14 protein-coding genes and 1 tRNA gene are annotated in these 22,985 nt (G+C 33.2%); 3 read left to right on the forward strand and 12 right to left on the reverse strand.

What is annotated here, in order from left to right; genetic code table 11:
- The first annotated feature begins 38 nt into the window (after window positions 1–38).
- The 3 genes from NHF47_RS00075 (at window position 39) to NHF47_RS00085 (ending at window position 2,113) form a co-directional block, all read left to right on the forward strand.
- Window positions 39–1,625, forward strand: coding sequence for a site-2 protease family protein (locus NHF47_RS00075; RefSeq protein ID WP_252763001.1), 1,587 nt, complete (start codon window positions 39–41; stop codon window positions 1,623–1,625).
- A 74-nt stretch (window positions 1,626–1,699) separates the two neighbouring features.
- Window positions 1,700–1,773 (forward strand) — tRNA-Asn (locus tag NHF47_RS00080).
- A gap of 52 nt (window positions 1,774–1,825) precedes the next feature.
- The gene (locus tag NHF47_RS00085) at window positions 1,826–2,113 is read left to right on the forward strand and encodes a GIY-YIG nuclease family protein (protein ID WP_252763002.1); all 288 of its coding nucleotides are present in this window, start codon (window positions 1,826–1,828) and stop codon (window positions 2,111–2,113) included.
- 104 nt (window positions 2,114–2,217) lie between these two features.
- On the opposite strand, the gene NHF47_RS00090 is transcribed toward NHF47_RS00085, so the two are convergent.
- The 12 genes from NHF47_RS00090 to NHF47_RS00145 form a co-directional block, all read right to left on the reverse strand.
- On the reverse strand, window positions 2,218–3,498 hold the full coding sequence (locus tag NHF47_RS00090) for an ATP-binding protein (RefSeq protein ID WP_252763003.1): 1,281 nt from the start codon (window positions 3,496–3,498) through the stop codon (window positions 2,218–2,220).
- Window positions 3,499–3,504: 6 nt separating this feature from the next.
- Window positions 3,505–4,068 (reverse strand): imm11 family protein, encoded by a 564-nt coding sequence (locus NHF47_RS00095; protein WP_252763004.1) that lies wholly within the window; start codon window positions 4,066–4,068, stop codon window positions 3,505–3,507.
- A 12-nt stretch (window positions 4,069–4,080) separates the two neighbouring features.
- Complete coding sequence (locus NHF47_RS00100) at window positions 4,081–8,220, reverse strand: DUF4157 domain-containing protein (RefSeq protein WP_252763005.1); 4,140 nt, start codon at window positions 8,218–8,220, stop codon at window positions 4,081–4,083.
- 5 nt (window positions 8,221–8,225) lie between these two features.
- Complete coding sequence (locus NHF47_RS00105) at window positions 8,226–9,785, reverse strand: DUF4157 domain-containing protein (RefSeq protein WP_252763006.1); 1,560 nt, start codon at window positions 9,783–9,785, stop codon at window positions 8,226–8,228.
- A 103-nt stretch (window positions 9,786–9,888) separates the two neighbouring features.
- Entirely contained in the window at window positions 9,889–10,347 is a 459-nt protein-coding gene (locus NHF47_RS00110) for a hypothetical protein (protein ID WP_252763007.1), read from the reverse strand.
- 7 nt (window positions 10,348–10,354) lie between these two features.
- Window positions 10,355–11,515 carry a DUF4157 domain-containing protein gene (locus tag NHF47_RS00115; protein WP_252763008.1) on the reverse strand — a complete coding sequence of 387 codons (1,161 nt, stop codon included), beginning with the start codon at window positions 11,513–11,515 and terminating at the stop codon, window positions 10,355–10,357.
- A 14-nt stretch (window positions 11,516–11,529) separates the two neighbouring features.
- Complete coding sequence (locus NHF47_RS00120; RefSeq protein ID WP_252763009.1) at window positions 11,530–13,020, reverse strand: contractile injection system tape measure protein; 1,491 nt, start codon at window positions 13,018–13,020, stop codon at window positions 11,530–11,532.
- Between the two features lie 6 nt (window positions 13,021–13,026).
- A complete protein-coding gene (locus NHF47_RS00125) occupies window positions 13,027–13,716 on the reverse strand; it encodes a hypothetical protein (protein WP_252763010.1) in 690 nt (229 codons plus the stop codon).
- 23 nt (window positions 13,717–13,739) lie between these two features.
- Window positions 13,740–16,253, reverse strand: a complete 2,514-nt coding sequence (locus NHF47_RS00130; RefSeq protein WP_252763011.1) for a hypothetical protein — start codon at window positions 16,251–16,253, stop codon at window positions 13,740–13,742.
- 10 nt (window positions 16,254–16,263) lie between these two features.
- Complete coding sequence (locus tag NHF47_RS00135) at window positions 16,264–19,290, reverse strand: hypothetical protein (protein WP_252763012.1); 3,027 nt, start codon at window positions 19,288–19,290, stop codon at window positions 16,264–16,266.
- A 6-nt stretch (window positions 19,291–19,296) separates the two neighbouring features.
- The gene (locus NHF47_RS00140) at window positions 19,297–22,473 is read right to left on the reverse strand and encodes a baseplate J/gp47 family protein (protein WP_252763013.1); all 3,177 of its coding nucleotides are present in this window, start codon (window positions 22,471–22,473) and stop codon (window positions 19,297–19,299) included.
- Between the two features lie 64 nt (window positions 22,474–22,537).
- Entirely contained in the window at window positions 22,538–22,951 is a 414-nt protein-coding gene (locus NHF47_RS00145; RefSeq protein ID WP_252763014.1) for a GPW/gp25 family protein, read from the reverse strand.
- Window positions 22,952–22,985 lie beyond the last annotated feature (34 nt).

Genomic DNA, 22,985 nt, shown 5'->3' on the forward strand with positions numbered 1-22,985 from the left:
TTACTTTTGCTTTTTCATTAAAAAAAATTAAAAAACACATGATTCAATTAGCTCAAATTCTATTTATACTTTCAGTATTAGTTATTCTTCATGAATTTGGTCATTATATAACGGCAAAAATGTTTAAGGTTAAGGTAGAAAAATTCTATCTGTTTATGGATGCAGGATTTGCTTTAATTAAGAAAAAAATTGGGGAAACTGAATGGGGAATTGGTTGGTTACCTCTAGGTGGTTACGTAAAGCTTTCAGGAATGATAGATGAAAGCATGGACACAGAACAAATGAAACAAGAAGCACAACCATGGGAGTTTCGATCTAAACCTGCTTGGCAACGATTAATTATAATGTTAGGTGGTATTATTGTTAATATTTTATTAGCCTGGTTCATTTTTACCATTATGTATACAACTGTTGGTAAAAAAGTAATTTCAACGGAAGAACTGCAAAAAAACGGCTTATCGTTTGGTGAAGTAGGCCAAAATGTTGGCTTTAAAAACGGAGATAAAATCGTTGCTATTGATGGCAAATTTTATGATGATTTTAAATTCATGACCATGGGTGTTCTTTTTGGAGACAAAATTGAAATTGATCGTCAAGGTGAAAAAGTGGAATTATTATTATCTGACGAACAAAAAGGAGAAATTATAAAAAAAGAAGGTAGAGGTTTTGTTCATGCACGTTCTGAAATGAATCGCTATTTTATGGATTCGTTCAAAGGAAAAAAGAATACATTCGAAAAATATGATGAAATTGTAGGTGTCAATGAAAAGCGATTTACATATGTAGATGAGTTTGTAGATACCATGAAAAATTTAAAAGCAGATTCTATCACTCTTGTTTTGAACAGAAACAACAATGAAATTCTTGTTACAACAGCAGTAGATACTAGCTTAACAAATTTCAATAATTATGGCTTAGCCTATAATTATAATTTAAAAAACAGTATCATTAGTGGTTTTGCTGAAAATTCAATTGGAGAAGAACAAGGCTTACAGTTTAACGACAAAATTATTCGTGTGAACAATACTGCTGTAGAGACAAATAAAGCATTGAATAAAATTTTATCTGAAAATAAAGAAAAAGAAATTAGTCTAACTGTTTTACGTAAAGGAGAAGAAGTAACGCTACCTATTAAGTTAGATAAAACAGGAAAACTAGGTATTGGTTTAGATGATAAAGAAGAAGAAAAGTTTACAGTTGTTGAAAAATTAGGCTTTGCAGCTGCATTTCCTGAAGCTGTAAAGCAATCTTGGTCTTTATTTAAATATAATGTCCAAAGTTTAAAATTAATTGCTAGACCTAAAACAGGAGCCTATACACAAGTACAAAGTCCAATTGGTATTGCAAGACGTTTACCAGATTCTTGGAATTGGGAATTTATTTGGAATTTTACCGCATTATTTTCTATAGGTTTAGCCTTTATGAATTTATTACCTATTCCAGGATTAGATGGTGGGCATGCTCTTTTTACCATTGCAGAAATGATTACTGGAAAAACTTTAAGCGATAAAGCAATGGGCTATGTTCAGACTGCTGGAATGATTATCTTACTGACTTTGATGGCTTTAACTTTTGGTAAAGATATTTATATTTGGATAAGCGAAATTTTCTTCAATAAAAATTAAAAAAAAATGAAAAAAATGTTTGCAAATATAAAATTGTGTTCTATATTTGCACTCGCAAAAACGGTGTAACACCTTCCTCCTTAGCTCAGTTGGTTAGAGCATCTGACTGTTAATCAGAGGGTCCTTGGTTCGAGCCCAAGAGGGGGAGCAAAAAGAGTATCAGAAATGATACTCTTTTTTTTATTATATGATTTAATAATATGAATATTGTTTACATTCTTTATTCTAAAAAACTAAATCGATATTACATCGGTTATACTTCAGATTTTGATTTGCGTTTAGAATTTCATAAAAATGCTGATACAAGAAAATTCACCTATAATGCTACAGATTGGATTCTATTCCTAAAAATCGATTGTACCAATAAAAAACAAGCACTTTCGATTGAAAAGCATATTAAAAATATGAAAAGTAAAACATACATTCAAAACCTTTTACAATATCCTGAAATTATTCTCAAACTATTAGAAAAATATACTGACTGTTAATCAGAGCCCCGATAGCTATCGGGGTTGGTTCGAGCCCAAGTTCCGATAGTTATCGGAAGGAGCAAAAAGAGTATCAGAAATGGTACTCTTTTTTTATTATATACTTATTGCAATGTCGCAAATTGCCGTTCTTCTTTGTTAAATTCTTCTTTGATCCCCAATAGTAAATTATCTTTTGACAAAAACTTTTGACTTTGTTCAATTGCTAACAAAGAAGCATGCATGACCGCAGAAACAATTTGAGCACCGGTTAACTCATAGTTAGATGCTAATTGATACAATAACTCCTCATCAATCTGTATGTTTTTAGGTTTCGCATTTTGCCACAATTTAAACCTTTCCTCTGTGTTTGGTTTAGAAAACTTAATAATGGAATTAAACCGTCTTAAAAAGGCATCGTCTATGTTGTTTTTAAAATTTGAAGTTAAAATAACCAATCCGTTAAAATTTTCTACCCGTTGTAAAAGATAACTGACCTCCTGATTGGCATACCTGTCATTTGAAGATTTGGTACTGGTGCGCTTTCCAAAAAGAGCATCGGCTTCATCAAACAATAAAATCCAATTTTTATGTTCCGCCTGATTGAATATCTTTTCCAAATTTTGCTCTGTTTCTCCAATAAATTTGGAAACCACCTGCGATAAATCGATGCGATATACTGGCCTATTAAATTCTAATCCTAGTAATGTAGCTGTAAGTGTTTTTCCAGTACCCGAAGGCCCATAAAACAAAGTTCGATAGCCTGGAAGTACTTGCTTTTTCATGTTCCATTCTTCTAAAAGCGTTTTTTGGTGTTTGATCCAAAGTTTAATTTGGTTAATTTGAGAAAGTACCGTTTCATTGACAATCAAATCATCCCATCTCATTAAAGTCGTTACTTCTTTAGCAGGGAAATTAGCACCGAATTTAGGTTTGATTGTTTCTCCATAACAAAGTAAATGAACCATCTCTTTAGACAAAAGTAACCTTCCGTCCATAATTGGATCACCTTCCTTCATTTCTTCAACACTTAATACATTCTCTTTATAAAACCAATGCTCTGGTGAAAAGAGTTGCTGTATTTGCAAACGATAATTAATATTGTTTTTGGCAAGTAAATACAAAACGGTTTGTCCTGTGGGGAAAAAACTCCTGCTATTTTCTGCCTTAACACCTCCTAACTCAGGGAAATCTCCGCCTTGAGGAAATATTTCTTTTATAATTTCTTCAAAAAAACTAGGATAAACATGAGGTACCAAAGCAATAGACAAAACAACACCTTCTTCGTGGGTGGTTTCTTTTCCTAGAACTTCAGAAAAGGTATTTTGAAAGGTAAGCTGTTCGTTTTGAAGCTCCTCTTTACCTAATTGATTTATTATAAACGATTTTAAATTTTTAAAAAGCATATTATTTTATTTATGTCCAACTAAAGGATCAATTAATAAACCCGTAATTCCTGAACGGACCATTTGATGATACAAGTTGATAGTTACTATGTTTTGTCCTTCAAAATGCAACAAATTAAAAAGTATTCTATGATTTGTTTTGGATGTATCAATTTCCATTTTAATTAAATTTCTAATTACTTTATTTCCTTTCGGACCTAATTCATCAAATAATTCGTAGATTGATTTCTCCCAATCAAAAGCATCTACTAATTCTAAAATATTTAACATATAATAGGGGTTCATTTTAGCATTTTCAAATTGAATTTCTATAAATTCAAAATATGAAGCGTCTTTCGATTCTTCTAAAAACAATTTTAATTTATCAGATACGATTAATTTACCCCCCAAAGCATAAATTAGGTCTGTTTTCTTACCATTCACATTTTTTAAAGTAGCTAAAGGAGGTTTCATTCCTTTTAAAGATTTTCCTAAGTGTAAAATCATTTGATATTCTTTATCAATAATCAAATTCGAAATATAACAGTTTCCTGTTTCAAGGTTAGGAAAAAGTCTTTTATATGTATCCATAATCTTTTTAAGTTAAAATGTTATACTATTTAATGAAGCTCCAGCACCATTAGTAATTGCTGTTCTAGCTCTTGCAATTACCGCGTCAACTTGTGCTAATGCTTGTGCTTCAGTTATTACTCCATTGGTTAATGCATTTCTTATAGGAATTAATTCTGCTTCAATTCGCAAAGTATAGGAAGGATGCGAACCTAGGTGTAAGGCAGAATTACCGAAATGAGTTGCTAAATTAGGATGACTTGCAATTGCAGCTGATCTCGTAGCCAAATCTGGAGGAACCATGATTCCATTTCTTGCTCCATCTTCAATATTAAATCCTATTCTTCTAAAGAAATCATCAAATGTACCTCTTAATTCTCTAGGAATAATATGATGTGCTTGAAAATTAGGAGGGTGCATTCCATTCGGCAAATGTGTTGGGATTCCTCTTCTTAAAGCAGCTGTGGTTTCTCCATTTTGAATAATCCTTAACCTATCTGCTCTTGATAATCTTCCACCTAATGGTCCTCTTAGCTCTCTAAACTCATCAATCCTTGCGGTTCTAGATAAATCATCTAATTCTCTTACAAATCTACTCTGATTACTTTCAACTCCTACTATAATTCCCCTAGTATTTCCTGAACCAATCAAAACTTCATCTCCTAATCTTACAGTGTCATCTAATAATCCTCCTCCTCCAGCTGGTCTTAATCTTCCTTGTTCAATCTCTTGTAATCTTCCCGTCGCTAAAAGTACCCAAGGATTAATATATCCTTCTAATCTAAACCAACCTCTAGCAAATCGAATTCTAAATCTTCTAAAGCGAACTCTAGAAAATAATCTTTCTCCTAGTTCTTCTAAACTTCTAACTCCGCGTCCAACTCTTCCTCTAACACCTTGAAGTAATAATTTTCCTCTGCTAACTACTGCACCAACAGTAGCTAAAACATATCTTCTTCCAGCACTAACAGCTTCAACAATACCTCTTCCTACTCGTCCAGTAGCAGCAAGAGCGGTTCCAGCTCCTCTAATAATTGCACCTCCAGCTTTTCCAACAGCTCTTCCTGCACCAACTATTCCTCCTTTTAAAGTTTTCCAAAATGCCGAACTTCCTAATAATGCAAAAATTGCTTCCACTGCAGCAACTGCAAATCCTCTTGCCAAAGCTCGACTTGCACCAGCAATATCTCCACTTATAGATTTATATACATATTCTCCTAAGTAGTAGGCCGCTCTAACTACAGCCACTCCAATCATAATAGGTCCAAGTGCGGCTAAAATGCCTGGTAAAGCAGCTGTTACAGCTCCACCAGTTAAAACTTCTGCTAAAACAATTACGATAATTACTCCAATAATTGTTGGTATAAGCCAATTTCTATTGCATCTCCACCAATGACTTAGTCCAGTGGCCATCTGATTCATGGTATATCTTCCTCTTTGTGCACGAGTTAAAGGGCCAAATTTAGCTGACTCTGGAAAAGCACTAGCAGCCGCTTCAGGACCTGCACCTCCTTCATTTGCAGGAGGAGTACAAGCTTGTCTTGCAACTTCTTCATTACTTTGGGACATCATCTGCTGCAAACGATATTCTGTTTCTTCTTCATGTGTCATTTGTGAAAAATCAGGAGTGTTTTCATCAGCAACAGCTACTCCTTCCGAACCTAGAGTTCCTTCAGAATCAGCTGGTCCAGAAGCTACCATTTCTGACAATATCCCATGTACTGTTCTAGAACGATCTTCAGAATTTCCAAATTCAACAGTTCCTTCTTCTGTACCTGTTCGATTTAAAATAGCTTGTTGCAATTCGGCACTTGGAGCAAATTCTCCCACACTATCAACGTCGATATGTTGATTGGTATATTCTGTACGATTAAATAAAGCAGCATCACCTGCTTCAACACTATCTTCTAATCCAGAAGACTGAAATTGAGAAAGTAATGAAGGTTCTTCCAAACTTGTTCTCTCAAACGGTAAAGGAAGCGTTAAGTTTACACCGAGTAATTCTTCTTCCATTTGTCCTTCAAACTCTGCTGGTGCTCCAGCTGCTGCTGCAATTTGGTTACTTAACAAACTTAAATCCATTTCGGATACCATTCTAGCTACTCGATTTGCAACCGTTATTTTTTCTTCATCAGATTTTTCTAATGTTTCTTGTAAAAAAGAAATAATTCTTGTTTTAACTTGTACCCATGTTTCACCAAACATAGCAAAATTTGGCATGGCTCTTAAAACTCCTATCATAACTCTTAAAACGAAATTAATAATCGGAGGTTTGAAACAATCTGGCATTAATCGCCAATACCAAGCCATAAGAACTATTGGAATCATCCATGGAAAATTAGCTAAGATGATTAATTTAGTTACAAGTACAACTGCAGGTCTAATAAATGCCCAAACGGTTTGAGCCACCTCAGCTATAAAGTTTCCAAGTCTTCTCGCTTGCGTTACAATCCAACTCGTAACGCTACGTATCATATTGGAAACCGTTTGTACCATTCCTCTTAAAAAAGAAAAAATACTAGACTGTGCAATTGCGTTTACTAAAGATTGAAAAGCGGCTTGTAGTCTTTGAAATTGACTACTTAACCATTGCATAGCTTGGTTAACTAAGGTTCTTAACTGTTGTATTCCTCTTTGTAATGGATCAAAAATACTTTCTTTTAAAAAGTTTCTGAAACGAACAAAAACTTCACTATCCCAATTAGCACGTATCCATTGAACCGCTCTATAAACCCCGTATACTGCAGCTCCAATGACAGCAAATATTCCTAGAGGGGATAATAATACAATAATACCACCTATAACCATTAAAGGTGTTTTTATGGGTTCTATGGCTCTCTTAATCCAATTCCAAGCTTCAGTGGCTTTATCTACTAACCAATCCCACACGGAAGTAACACCTTCCCAAGCAATATTAAACATTCTTTTAATCCAATTCCAAGCTCTTTGAATCGCATTCCGAATTGGTGCTATCAAATCCCATAACCATCTGGCTTTTTCTTCAACCCAATCCCAAGCAGCTCTAGCATAATGTTTAATAGCTTCCATTGCAGGTTTCCCGTAATCACTCCATAAACCACTAAAAAAGCCACTTATTCTTGTAAATGTGTCTCTCAATTTTCTTAAAGCTTCACTACTTAAACTACTAATGAAATTGAAAATTTTCTCTGCTAATTGTGCAAAACTTCTACAGGCATCTTCAATATTTCCTTGTAAGGTTTCAATAATAGTATCCACAAATTCATGCAGTATTCCTGACAATCCTTCTTCTTGTAATCTTGAAAACAAGCCACCCGTCATAGCATCTAAACCTCTTGCAATCAAGTCTCGAATTGGCTCCCAAATACTAGAACGTAAAAAACGCAATAAACCTGGAGCTATTTCATTAATAATATCCTCAGCTCTATCTTCTACCCATTCAATTACTCGCCCTCCAAATCGTATGGCTGCCCCACCTGTATAATCCCAAGCAGTGGAAGCAGCACTTCCAATACCTCTCCCTATATCGCCCAAAATATTACGTTGGATAATTTGAGCTGTCCCTTTTTTTTGAACCCGTTGTACTTGACTTCCACTTTGTTGAATGGTATGTGTTAATTCATGGGCTAATAAATGTTTACCAGAACTTGAACTAGGGTTAAATTGACCTTGATTGAAATAAATATCATTACCAACTGTAAAAGCCTTGGCATTCAAGTCTTGGCTCATTTGGACAGCCTGACTATTAGTATGTATTCGTACATCTGAAAAATCCACTCCAAATCGTTCTTCCATGTAATCTTTAGTTCTATTGTCTAATCTGTTTCCAGAACCTTTTGTGGTGATGATCTGATTTTCGACTTGTACTGGAGCTTGTACCTCGGTTGTTGCTGCAAGTGATGCTTTTTGTATGTAAGGTGTAATGGTTTCTGCCAACGGCTTTTTTCTGATTTTTTCTTCTTCCTCACAGTGTGCACATTTCTTTTGAACCAAAGCACTTGTTTGTGTAAAGCGATGTTGCTTTACATTGTCCATTTGCAAAACTTTATCTGCAATAGCGTCGGCTTCTGCCTCATACGAATCATTTTCAGCACCTACGCTCATTTTCTTTTGTACGGTTACTGGTTTAAAGGCAGGTGTAGTATTTACAGCTGCTTTTGGTTTTGATTCTTTATGTGCTACGGTTTGGATCATATTTATTACCAGGTAAAATTCACTTGTTTTGTATATAATCTTTGTACACCTCCAGGTTGATTTCTACCTGTAATGGCTCTACAGAGAATTCTAGCGCTGCTTATATTTTCTCTTCTTAATAAATCTCTTGTACGATGTCTTATGAATGCCGATGGATGATTCCCGAAATGCTTCACATCTCCAGAATCTCCCCACATGAGATATCTTCTGTCTGAATCATCGGCAATAATCCATCGAAATTGTAAATCATTTGAAATAGTTAATGGTGCAATTTCAAATCTTGGAGCATCACTATCGTCTGTAGAGGTACTACTTATATCAATTGTTTCACCCTCTAATGAGTTAATTTCCAAGCCACCCTCCATAATTAAATGAATTCCACCGAGAGAGTACCTACCTGAATCCGTTGTAGTTTCAAAAGTTGCATCAGGAACACTCATCATACTTCCATCTAATGGTGCTGGAATTATTGTGTTAAATGGCCATGAACCTCCAGATGGAAGATGAGGAGGTTGAAAACTTCCCCATCTGGTAAAATGATACGTTTCAAAATGAGTAACTGATCGTTCTTCATTCCAGATATCACACATACTTCTAATTTGAGAGCGATTTAAACTTTGTGCTGCTTGATAAAAAGCTATTATATTCGACGTAAGGTCCTCTTCAGAGAAAGAAGAAGCTCCTATACTTTCTGTCCAATTTTGGAGTGCTTCAAAACCTAAAGATTGCATTTGCCATAATCGTAAGGCCACTTGTAAAACCTCAGACGAACTTAATGCTCGAGTAATAGTAAAATGTGGTGTTACTCCACTTAAAAGAGTTCCAATATATGGCGCATTTGACTCCATAGCTGGTGCAAAAACAGGTTGGGGTGTTGTTCCACCTGCAGCAATTCGATCTGAAGCATTTTGGATCTCTTGAATGAGTCGCTGTGGGACTGTCGGGCTGGCATGACTCCAATCAATCCAACCGCAATGAGTAGAAAAATTGTATCTCCCTTCTTCGATTCCACTTTGAGTTGGAATTCTTTGCACTTTCTTTTCAATACCACTGCTTTGCTGAATAGTATGTGTCAATTCATGTGCTAATAAATGTTTACCACTATCTGAATTTGGATTGTATTTTCCTTCATTAAAATAGATATCATTTCCTACTGTAAAAGCATGAGCATTTAATTCTTTACTCATTTCCACCGCTTGACTACCTGTATGAATTTTAACCTTAGAAAAGTCAGTTCCAAATCGAGTTTCCATAAAAGTTTTGGTTTCCCCATCCATTGTAGCACCACTTCCTTTAGAACTGTTGATTTGATTCTCTACATGAGTAGATGCCTCACCTCCTTTTTCAGTAGAGGAACGTTGAATTAATGGAGTAATAGATTCTGCTAATGATTTTTTTTGAATTTTTTCTTCTTGTTCGCAAGCTTCACATTTTCTTTGTACCAATGAACCTGTTGGATTGATATTTGTCTTTGAAGGTGCTTTCATGTACATCACACGATTGGCCATATTATCTGCTTCAACTTCGTAAGAATCATTGGCTGAACCAATCTGAAGTTTTTTCATAATAACTGGACTAAAAAAAGATTTTTTTGGTTTTGTTATACCTTTTTTTAAGCTGGCTTCTGTCTTTTTTTGTGTTATATCCATCTACAGTTAACAATAAATTTCATTCAATCTTTCTAAAAGGGTATTTCCCTAAAAAATAATTATACTCGTCTAAAGCTTGATAAGGCAATCCCATTGATCCTTCATAATTAGCAATAAGTTGTGGTTTATTGTCTTTCCATCTTAAGGGCCAAGAAAGGTTAACCTTGTTTTCATTAGTATAGTCTGGCCAATTAACCCAACCTTTAAAAGGTCTAAAATCCTTTACATCATCTAATTCAGGTAAATCAAAAATTATTCGTAATAAGAGAAATAATTTTGATTCTTCTTCTGAAGAAAAAGGAAGGAGAAGTGTTTCATTCATAAATTGTTCAAAGACTTGCACTATACATGACTTATTTTTTTGCATAATTTTTGCCGTTTTTTTATAATTTTCCCAATCTTCTTCATCAAATTCATATTGACTCCCCCAAGCTTTTAAATTATGCAAAGCATTTACTAATTCTTGTTCCTTTTTCATTTTTTAATTATGGATTTGAAGTAATATTACTAACATTTGGTGTTGAGCAACAATCCCATTCTGAACTTGCCATTCTATTTTCGGGTCCCTCAGTTGGACTTCCAGACCACCAACTTGGTTCTGATGCTGTTGAGGGGACTATTCCACTTCGAGGCACTCTTCCAGGCCCCCAAGCTCCTGGTGTAGCAGGAGCAGTACTAAATCCTCCTAAATCTCCTGTTACACTTTTTAGAAAAAATTTAACTTCTCCATAAGAAGCTGAGGTTCCATTTGTCCCTGGATTAGAGGCATATCCACTTTCATCACTATATCCAATTGTAGGCTGCAAACCATGAGTTTTTGCTCCTGAAGCCACAGGGAAAGCTTCCCAAAAAGTTAAAATAGGTGCTGGTGGACCAGAAATACTAGGACAACCTGAAGATTTTATTTCGTGGACATCTACTTTTTGAACTAAATATCCATCACTAGATGCTGCACTTCCTAATGTAAAATCCCATTTAACACTCCTACGTCCACATGTTCCAGATGTTCTCGAAACCCTAGAAATAGAAAGTTTCTGGATTTTTCTCTCAATTCCACCACTTTGTTGGACTGTGTGCGTTAATTCATGCGCTAACAAATGTTTACCACTATCCGAATTTGGATTGTATTTTCCTTCATTAAAATAGATATCATTTCCTACAGTGAAAGCATGAGCATTTAACTCCCTGCTCATTTGTACTGCTTGACTCCCTGTATGAATTTTTACGTCAGAAAAGTCAGTTCCAAATCGAGTTTCCATAAAATTTTTGGTTTCACCATCCATAGTAGCACCATTCCCTTTGGAACTGTTGATTTGATTTTCAACTTGAGTAGATGCTTCACCTCCTTTTTCTGAAGAGGAACGTTGAATTAATGGCGTTATACTTTCTGCTAATGGTTTTTTTTGAATTTTTTCTTCTTGTTCGCAAGCAGCACATTTTCTTTGGACCAATGAGCCAGTTTGATTCACATTAGTTTTTGAAGAAGTTTTCATGCTCATCACCCGATTAGCCATTATATCAGCCTCTACTTCATAAGAATCTGTTGCACTACCTACACTTAATTTTTTTTGAATAGTAGGTTTAAAAAAAGTACTCCCTTTTGACGCTGTTGAAGTGGTCTCTCTTTGTAAAAATACGCTTTCCATATGCTTTCTTTTTTTTAATTCCAATGACAAATTAAATAATTCTCCATCCATGGGGTTTGAATCATACCCAGTCCCCAAGGTAATTGATCAAGTAAAATATCAACTCCTTTTTCTTCCATCCAAAGTTCATATTCATGGTTTGGTAAAAACCCTAACTTAGCCTCTCTTTGCAAAAAAGTTTGTTGTAACGCTTCTATTGATGAGGTGCTCATTACTTTCCAATGCGATTTTACTGCTTCTAATAATCGAATTCCTTTTTGTTTTTCTTTTTTTGTTAATTTTATTTTTACATTGACAATTTCTTGAACTGCAAAACCACATAAAATCTTATTCAAAATCAAATCAGATTCTCTAAACCGGTCAGAACCATCTATTAAAAATTGCGTTAACAAAATGGCTTTATGTTGTTGTAGCTTATCTTTCCAAAAACCCTCAGAAGAACAAAAGTGTAATTGTTCAAAAAGCGTTTTCAAAAAAGGGTGTAAAAGCACTAAACCTCCATTGCTTACATATATTATTTCTTGATCTTTTATATTTTCAAATGCTACATTTGAAGGATTGTTTTTTATATTTTGTTTTACTTCATTAGCAATTGTTAACACATTCTGATTATTATTGGCCTCCTTGGACAAACAATTCTGAAAAAAAGCAGTTATTTCATTTTTTGCAATACTATTGTGAGACTCCATTTTTTCTAAAAGAAAGCTACTAATTGCTGCAACTTCGCTTGTATCTAAATCCCAAAAGGCTTTTGCAAGTCTAAAAAAAGCACTCTTTAATTGAGGCTGAGAAATTGTATTCCTGCCTAAATAAATAAACCACTGCACAAATTCAAACCATTGCTTCTCTATCACTTTATTTTGAGTAATTTTACTAAAGCTCTTTTTAAGTATACGCTGGTTATTACTTACTTCTTGCTCAAAAATTGCAATTAAGACAAAAATGATTTCATTCGAATAGTCTTTTATTTTTTTGACTACTATTCTTTTAAAAGAAGCTGGAATTGAAAAAATCCACCGCATTAAACTATCTAAGTTTTCTCTATAAAGGGAAAGTAACTCTTCAATAAAGAATTGATCCACTGTTATTTCTAATACAACAGAAGCAATATTTTTTGAAATACTATTTTCTTTAACCAACCCTGTTTTCAAATATTCAAAAAATAAGGCTTTAGCCAAATCATTTTTAGTGATTAAATGCTTCCATGGATGAGCACTAGAATCATAATCTTTGGCATCACGGTTCATTTTTAAATAGTCTTCAATTTGAAGTAAGCTTTTTTCAATAAATTCTTCCTTCCAGTATTTTTTAGAAAGAATAGGTAATTCCAAAGACAAACAATCGATATTCCAAATGTGATTTTTTACATCATATTTTTGAAGCAATAGTTCTAGTTTTGGATAAAATTCCTTTTCTAACAGCAAGCTCAATTGATTTTGTAGCTCTTTCCCAAAGTTTTGGGAAGCGCATTCAATTTCGATCATATGTTGCTGAATAAGATGCATTGCTTTTTACTTTTTACTAAATAATCGATTAAAAAAAGCGACAATATCTTTCTCTGTTGGTGCTGTAGCTCTCGCTCTTGGACCTGCTGCAACGTTAATGTTTCCATTAGTTACATTATCAATTAACGATTCTTCAAATTTTTGAACATGCATCGATATAGAAGTTGAAATTACACCTGTTGAGAAATTGGAAATAGACAATAATAGCATATTTTGGAAATCATTAAAGTTTCTTGCTAAAGCTATTACAAGATTGCCTTGTCCTGTTTCATTTCCGTTAATAGGAATGGTATACATTAAAAAATTTCGGTTATCAATTAATGGAAGAATTCCCTCCGTATCATTTCCTGCTAATAAATTGAAGTTTTCAACTGTTAAACTTCCACTAGTTTGATTAAAAGGAACCATAAAAAGTACTTGATTCGTATCTGTAGGAGTTGCATTTGGAATGGGCTTCACCACCAAAGTCATGTTAGCCGTTTCTCCTTTAATTCCTTTAATAGAAAAAAATAATTTTTTATCGTTTGTAGTACTTGCAATAGGACTTGCAGATACAACTTGAAACGTTTCTAAACTAGCTTGATTTTCAGTATAATTTAATAATTCAGTTAGTACATCTCTAACTTCAGCAGCGGTATTGTTTCCTCTATCATTAATTGCTGCTATTTTAGTTTCTACGGAGTTTCTAGTTGCCATAATATTGTTTTTTTAATGTTATTTTAGTTGGTTTGAAAATCTTCAGTATTAAAATCTGTTGGATCAAAATCACCTATAGTGGGCTCTTGATTTCCCAATACGATATTGATATTGTTTCCTTGCGAACAGCACAGATAAGGAATGTAGAAATCAGCGAGAATCACTTTTTCCTGTATGTTGTTTTGATTAACTGATTCGCTGGGTTCAAATTGCAATAAGGAGCCTAAATTACCCACAAAGAAATCTTGCATGTATTTCGGATAATTGGTAGACAGATTATAATTTGCCAATTTGATTAAATTCTGTTTGATGACTTCCGTTTGCTCTTTACAATCTTTTAAAGCATCTGGATTATATGGTAATTCTTCTTTAAAATTGGTCTTGGTTAAAACCACACTATCTTTAATTTCATCTTTAATACTATCTGAATTTTCCCCTAAATTGATTGCTGCATTATAATTGGTAATCGTATTGAGTAAAGTGAGTTGATTTACAGGAATAATTCGCTTTTTGAAAATACTACTATCAGAATAAACCATAATAAAAGTTCCTCCTTTTGTTACTCCTGCTTTGTGTTCCATTCCTTTGTGTTTTTCTAGGAAAGTACTTAAAAATAATTCTTTATAAATTTGCGACCATCTTTTAAGTGCCTCATTATAAATTACAGTAAAAGGATCTTCTAAAAACAACTCATTAATTTCATCCAAATGATCGATTAAATCTTCTGCAATAACAGAGAGACTGGTGCGGTTTAAGGTTAAACAAAAACGGTGAAATAAGAAAAGTATGTTTAAGTTTTTAAAGATTTCATAAAATCCTTTGTAATTAGAAAGAAATTCGGTCAAATCTTCTGTAAGTAATGTTTTTACTTCTGTAAGAATATTTTTAAGTGACGCAATGGTATTCTCAGTCATTAAAGATTCTGAGATAATTTTTTGTTTATTTAGTGTTATCCAATTAACAACCGCTTGAGTAATATTAAAGACTTTGGTTCTTGACATATCATAATCCAATTCCAAATCGCCCCAATCTCCTTGATGATTTTTTATATCTACTTCTTTATTTAAAAATGATTGTGCATTTAATGCAATAATCTTAAATGGCAAATTGAAATTGTCTTTTAGACTTGTTAATTGTACTAATGCCTCTTCATAGTTTTTACCAATGTGACCTTCAATTCTAAAAAAATTATAGGGTTCCAAATCATATAACAAAGGCTGCTTTACCCAATCCTTATCAGTATAGTTAGATGCATCGGCATGATAAGATAAAATGGTGTCGTTTTTATTTTCTGCTGTTAATTTAGGATTCCATTTTTTATTTAATTCTTCAATTGAATTGTAATAAAAAGGGATTGCTTTTTCACTTAAAGTAGCTTTTCCAATGGTAGAAGGAGTCACTTTAATAGTGGTCTGCTTTGGAATTTCAAAACTGTTAATGAGAAGTGCTAATTTCTGAAATAAAAAGGTGATTTCTTTTCGTTTTGCCTTGGTTTCATAACTCGAATTTAATGTAGGGATAAAAGGAGTTCTATAAGCTTCTTCCACCGAAGAAATTCCTCCTAAAACGACATGAAAAGGAAATAGTTGCTCGTCTACACAACATAAAGAAGGGTTCAATTTACTAAAAGCAACAATTTCATTATACGCTTCCGTAATATCAAAAACCCAATCCCATAAATATTGTACTGAAAGTCCTTCTTTATAGATATCAACCGTTTGGTTTAAAACGGGTAAAGCTTGTTCCAATGCAGATAATCCATCTGTACTAGTGACAATATTTTGAAAATCAGTATATATATTTTGAATGGAATCTGATATATTTTTTAAATAGTTGTTTTTGATTACTTTTTTAAACTCTTCTAAAACCTCATTAGCCGTGGTTATTTTTTTAAATTGGTTAGAAACATTATATCTAGGAAATGCTAAGGCATCATAGGTTTTGGTGGAAGCATACTTGGTAAGCCATTCTTTTGTAATCTCATTGAAAGGAATAACTAATGGTCTTACATTGAATTCCATTCTTTTACCTTTATCATCACAATTGGTAGTCACACAATTCTTTTGATCAATAAGCGTTACTTCTAAAAAAAGCAAAATAATTTTATCTTCAAAAAAAGCATCTGGCAATACTTGAACATCTGGCCCCGTAGTAGTATTAGGAAGTAATTCAACACAATTTTTTATTACTTCATAAGAAGCACTGTACTCAAAAATAGACTGTAAATAAGGTTCCCTTGTATAATCTGGTTGTAAAAAGGTATCCGGAATTTCATAGTCTCTGAATTGGGTAAAAGTAGCTCCTTTCCAAGCCATTTGAAAACCTAAAGAAGTAACGGCTGTTCCACAAGCAATAGTTACAGATTTCGTATTCGGAAAAGTGATATCTAATCCACAAACGATTCCTATACCTATGAGATTTTTTCTAGTCAGACGATCTTGTTCTTCTAAATGACTTACTAAAGCATTAAGTTCTTTTTGACTCAACACTTGATCGGCCTCAAAAACAGGATAAATTGAGTTGTTATATGCTTCCATGTTAATTTTTTTATAATGTTCCTAATGATGTATTGCCTAAAACGATAGGGTTATTTGATTCACTTAATTGACAGTCATACAAATTGCCTTCTGGGTAAAGTGTATTCAGCTCTTTTAAAGCTTCTATTAATTCTTGTACTGCTTTTTGATATTTTGTTTTTTCTGATTCTGTGAGCGTATTTTCACAAAAATGCAATCTAAATTGCCTGTAATTTTCTAACCATTTTCTATAAGTTTTTTGAAAACCTAACATATCACTTGGATTGACCCAACAAATTTTCAACAAACAATGTGCTGGCGCTTCTTGTCTAAATATCTTTTCTGCATATTTTCTAAATAGAATATTTTTAAATCGGGAAACATAGCCTGGTAACACTATTGTAACCTTAAAAGAATAGGGATCCTCGTTTGCTTCATCTTTACAATCGTCATTTAAACAAACCGTTAATAAATTCTCATCTTTAAAATGAGAAGTATTAAATGGACGTAATAAAATATGTTCCAAACAATAAAAGTTTTCATAATAAATATTGATACTATGCATCATCGCAACCAAATAATCATAAGCCTCCATTTCAGAATTGAACTTTTTATCCACTCGAGCAATCTTATGAGTATTGTCTTCTAAGTACAAATAAAAATAAGCTCCGTATTTATCAATTTTATACAAATTTTGGTCTAGAAAATGAAGCTGAGCCCAATCCCATTTTTCTTGAAGGTTAACCGCTGGTGCAATAATTTTGAAAACATAATTTCCAGATGTTGTTTCTACGGTCCATTGGGTTTGTGGATTTTCTTCCGTTACTATATTGCGCAACGGAATTTCATCAATCCCTAATAATCGAGCCACGCGCTCTTCATAACCGCCACGATGATTGGTATTCCAAAAAGGTAAGAAATCAAATGCTTTTGTAGTTTCATTTATTGATGCATGTAAATAGTCGATTCCTAATCCTCTTCGACTACTAATTTTAGGATAGTTTGCCAAAAAGCGTTGTTTATCTTCTATTAAATTTTCATAATTGAAAGTGAGTGAACCCATGCCTGATGTACTTTGAGATAACTCATACATCATAAAGACATATTCATTAAAATTTTCCGCAAAACGTGCCATTAAATGATCTAAAGCTCGATTTCTTCTATCATAAAATGTAGCTTTGGATTCGTAAAGAGAAACATCATAGTCGGATTCTCCCGTACCTAATTTTGCTTCTAGCGCTGCTGAATAAAGCTCCTTAGAATAAAAATCTTCACCAGTAGCGTCATTTGTATCCAAAAATGTTGGAAAATAGGTTTGCGGTATCGACTTACTATCTAAAATGTCTTTCGCATGATACAATTGACTGAAAAAATCAGCTAAAATTTGTTCATAAAAATACAAATACCCTTTGAGTTGCTTGGCTTGAGCTTTTCTTAAAGGCGTTGCTTTTTCTGAAACATAATTTTTGCCCAAACCATAGGTCTTCGGAAAATCATCTTGTATACTGTAATATTGATTCAATTCATAATGTGTACCGTTTTCTATTTCAAAATCATTGGCTGTATTTTCTAATTTCTTTTGATTGAATTGGGATTGATACAACATTACTTTTTGTTCCACTAACATCGCTTGAGTTTCCGTTAAAAGGAAAGGAATCTTTTTTTGAAAAAGTAATAATTTGGACTTATTCGCAGTAAATACGGGTTTCACTTCTCCTGAAAGCGGTAATACCCAACTCTGATTGGTGGCTCCTATTATAGGTTTCCCCAAAGCATTATAAGCCGTCATCATTAAATTTTTCACAGATTTAACTCCTTTTATCTCCATTAATGCAGCAATGATATCTGAAGCATGAATGGCAGTTGGTAAAGAGGCTTGAATAATTTCATCCTCTTTTAAAAAACCATGCGTTAATCGTGGTCCGTTAAAAATAGCTTCCGAATGCAACCCTTCTTGTACTAATTGTGATAAGGTATAGAAGGTAATTTTGGGATTGATAATGCCATCTATAGCCAATTGAATTTGGGTCATTACTTCTACAGCATCAGCACCTAATTCTAATTCAAAATCGGCACAAATCCCAATTTCAACTTTCTCAATGGTTTCAATACATAAATAATCTTCTGTTAAATTTCTATTTTCATGTAGTTTGATGGCTACCGTTGAAAAGATTTCTTGAATTTTATCTTTCTTCTTCTCGAATAACGAAATAACATCACACACATTCTTTTCTTTGGAAAAATAATGAACGGTTTCTTCTTTCTCTGAAGGATCATCTACAAAAATCCTGAAACGCAAAGAATCGGTTGGTTTTGTGTATCGATTCACTTTTAGAAACACAATGTCATTCATAACCTTCACTTCATCAATGGTAATTTTTGAAGGCTTGTTCATTTTTTTAAACAATTGTGCTTCGGGATCATTCCACGCTGTAAAATGAGGTACTATTTTGAGGTTTACCCAACGGTTATTTTCCCAAAAAGCGTATTCTAAAACTAAAGCATTTAAATCGCCTAAAACAGGATCTTCATCTAATTCGATTTTTACTTTGTGTAATCCTCTTATTTTTAAAACTTCTAATAAGGTATTGTTTTTGTCTGTCTTTTTAAGACTTAATTTGTCTTCAACTGGGTTTACATACATTAGGGTTTCACTTTCATGAGGCATAAAATACCCGTTTGAATCCGTTTCCTTTTTGGTGGGTAACAACCATGCATTTGAAATCCCTTTACAATCGATAAGCAGTTTTCTATAATCTAAAACCGTTACCGGTGCATTCGTAAAAATAGTTGCTGCACTAAAAAAAGTATCATTTTCAATTTTTCCATTGGCTTGTGTGAGCAAGTCTTTAATATCGAAATCTGCGCGATACCCTAATTCAGTAATGGCATAACATAATACATCCAAAATGGTGATTCCAGGATCATGCGGATTATAATCGGTCCAAAATTTTGACCCAAACTGTTCAATATATCGCAATCCTTCTTTTAACAAAAAGTCAAAGTCTTGTGAGGGAAGTAATTTTCTATCTTTCTCTATGTAGTATTCTGTTAGCATGACTTTTTATTTAATTTCTTGAATGTGATGTGTTTCTGTTGGAGCGAATAAGGTAAAATCGCTTTGAGGTACTATTTGTGCTAAGTTTTGAATAGCACTTCCTGTGATGTTCCCATTTTCGTCTAATTGATATTGGGTCACCTTAAAATCGGTTATATAATCGACATACTCTTGGTTATCTATCAGTTGAATCAAGGATGAAAAAGCAATTTCATCTGCAAAATTGATATCGTCGAAAACTTCATACGCCCACGGACTCAAATAGGCATTTATCGTTTCCATAAGTTGAGCCGTATATAATCGTGTGTCAACACCCGCTATAACATGATATTTTACTTTAAAGTTAACCTCCACACGCTCTAATTGTGGTGGTTTTACATTGATTCGCACTTGTGAGGATGCTTTTGTATATAAATACTCTTTAATACGTTGCATCTTGTTTAAACTCAACAAAGGCTTCCAATTGATTTGATCGGATAATGACGTTTTCGCAATAGGAATTAGTGTTACATAACCAGCCGCTACATTCGATATTTTAGTATCGTAGCGATAATGATTTAAGGTTTTAATACGATACACTTCTGGAAAAGCCTCTAAAATGATTCTTTCATAATCCCATGTTGTAATCGCCTTATCTTTGTGTCTCAAACGCTCGCTGGAACGCATGTAAAGATGTTCGTCTAGCTCTGCAGCAACTCCATTAAAGGAAACATAGGGTTGTATGATTTTTTTAACTCCAGATAGGGTCTTATAAGCCTTGGATATAGTTTCCTTTGGTGTAGGTTCTAAGAAAACGGCATTGCTATTTTCAAAATCGGTTAGTACTGCTTTAAAAGCTTGCACATGAACTCCTAAAAATTTACAGATGGCTTGTGTATTTGAAATAGATAAACGTAGCCAAAACAAATTGGGTGCTAAAGTCGTATTGTTAGTTGCTTCAAATGTGGGAACAGTAATCGAAACTAATCCTGATTGTGTTAAGGAATAGGTTTCGTCACCTATCGCATTTTGTTCCAAAACTTGCCAAGTATTATTGGATAAATAATGCCAAGAAAGCGCAGCTGGTTCTAAAAAAGGATTGGCCGTCCCTTCTTCTAATTGTATTAAAAAATTTAATCCATCATTCGGTGCCACTTCTTCAAAACCAAAATAGACATGTCCTTGGTTTTCTTGTAGCGTAGCAAAACGAAGTTTCTGATTCTTTTTTAAGGTATAACCAAAAGGTTCTACTTGAAATATTGAAATAGGATTGGCTGTTTTTATATCGGTTGTAAGATCTATTTTTTCAGAAACCGTATAATTAAAAACAAACTCTTCAATTCTAGGTTTGTAGGGTAATGTGGTTTTATCCTGACTAGCCGCAATGTATCTTTGCATGTACTTTTCACCATCATAATCCGTGTGATTCAATTGAATTCTAATTTTCCCATTGGAAACAATCGTATCTGTTACAATTTTATCAAAATGGTATTCCTCTAGCGGATACTCATTGGTAATCTTATTAAGGTTAGAAGTGGTTTCTTTTTCCCATTTCCCATTATTCAACTGAAAAAGAGTAACTTTATCTTCCATCCAATCTTTTAACTCTTTACCCGTATATATTTCAACATAATCTTCTATTAATTCTCCCAAATCACTTAAAAGGGTGTCCACTTTAAGAGAAGCAATCGCGTTTTTCTTCATAAAAAATTCATTCGAACTCAAATTCATTCCATTTCCATTTTTAGGAAATTCGCCAAAAGGATAAAAGGCTTTTTCTACATCGATACTACCAAAATCGGAGTTCAATACATAGGACTTAAAATTGCGAACCGCAATGGTAATATCGACACTTTGAAGAGACGTGAGTACGTTTTTATTTTTAGGAATTATTTTTAAAACGGGAAAAGAGGTAACAACATGAAAACCTTCATGCAATTTTGCATCAAAAGGTAAAATTGCTTTTTCAGTGGCAGGGATAGATAAATGAAGGTACTTTTTATTGGTTAAAAAATCTTTTATTTCACTTTTTTGAGTCACTTCAACAACTCCTTTTTCACCTGTTAAATAGAAATCAAAATCACTTGCTTTATGATTGGTTCCATTAAATCGAAGATAAATATGTCGTTCTCCACTTTGCAAAAACAAAATCGGACTCGCTATCATAAATCCTTCTTTAAAAACCGATTTCTCATTGGTAAACACATCAAAGTTTTTATTTTGACCGTTTACATCAAGTAATTTATTTGCGGTAAAAAAAGTATTCGCTTGACGAGAATAACTTAAAAAAGAGTTCAATTTGATTTGATTAATAACCACATCTTGAGTAGCTGCGTAATATTTTTTTTGACCGATTGTATTTTTTCCTCCTAAAAACAAAGTGTCTTTTGAAATCAAAAAGGGTTTTGTTTCAAAAGGTTCAATTACTAAATGAACATAATCGGGTTGTGCTTCTTTGGTTTCAATTTTTAATACGTCTTTATAATAAAAATCGAGATGTTGTTTCGTAAATTCATTGACTTTATCTTTAGCGACTTGAAGTAATTTCAAAAAAGCTAAAAATAAAGCATAATGAGGACTGTGTTTGGAATAATTTTCCAATTGATTGGCAATTGCTTTTTCTGAAAAGTTCTTCCAAGACAACAGCAAACCAAAAAGTTGTTGCGTTGTTTTAATAAAAACGTAGTTTTTAAGTAAAGCGGGAATATCGTTTGCTGCCTCAATTAAAGCAGCAATAGCTACTAATTTATTCGTAATTAAATAAGAGGAAGCAATTAAATTTTCTTTTTCAATAATGCTATCATCCAAAAGTGTAGCACTTTTTAAAAAGGAAGTATATTCTGATTCTATTTGATTAAAATACGTTAACAGTATGTCTTTTTGGATAGCAAAATCTGCATTTAAATAGATTTCGTTTTTCTTAATTTCAAAAGTTTGCTGTAGTATTTCGATATTCCAACTTGCTAAATAAATTAATATGGCCGTAGATTCTTTTTGATAAAAAACAGACCAATCTCCTTCATGAGTATCAAATTCATTAAAAAATTTTACATATTTAGAAAGTCGCTGTACAAACAAAATAAAATCTTGTTCGTTTCTTTCTTCTAAAAGAAAAAAATGAACGTCTAAAGCGGGTTTGACTCTGTCATTTTGAGTCGTTCCCATGCCTTCATGTATAGATAATATTGAGTTACAATTTTTCATAGTTTGCCATTAATTTGTGTTAGTTTAAAGCGAACTTTTATGTTGTTTTTTTGAGTTTACCAATTTATTTTTTTACAAATGTTCCTTCTTCTAAATAATAAGGGAATACATAATTTTTCCTTGAGTTAGTGGCTCTTATTTTATAGGTAATTACGATGTTTATGACACCATTACTACTGTCTTCTGTGTAAAAATCTACTTCAATTAAATCGATTCTAGGTTCATACTTTAGAATTGCATTTTCAATAATGCCTTTAATTTTTGTAAGTAGGGTAATGGTAATACTCTCATATAATAAAGCATTCAAATCGCATCCATAATCGGAGCGCATAATGCGTTCTTTTAATTCCGTAGAAAGCAATATTTGTAAACTTTGAAAAATATCATTCTCATCGGATACCATTTCAATAGTTCCGGTTTGGTTTTTAAATGTGGGAGGAAAACTCCATCCTGTTCCTAAAAATGATTTTTCTTTCATTGTTGTTTTTTTATAAGGTTACCTCTTGGGTAAT

This window comes from Flavobacterium sp. NRK F7, assembly GCF_024054195.1.
GTDB lineage: Bacteria > Bacteroidota > Bacteroidia > Flavobacteriales > Flavobacteriaceae > Flavobacterium.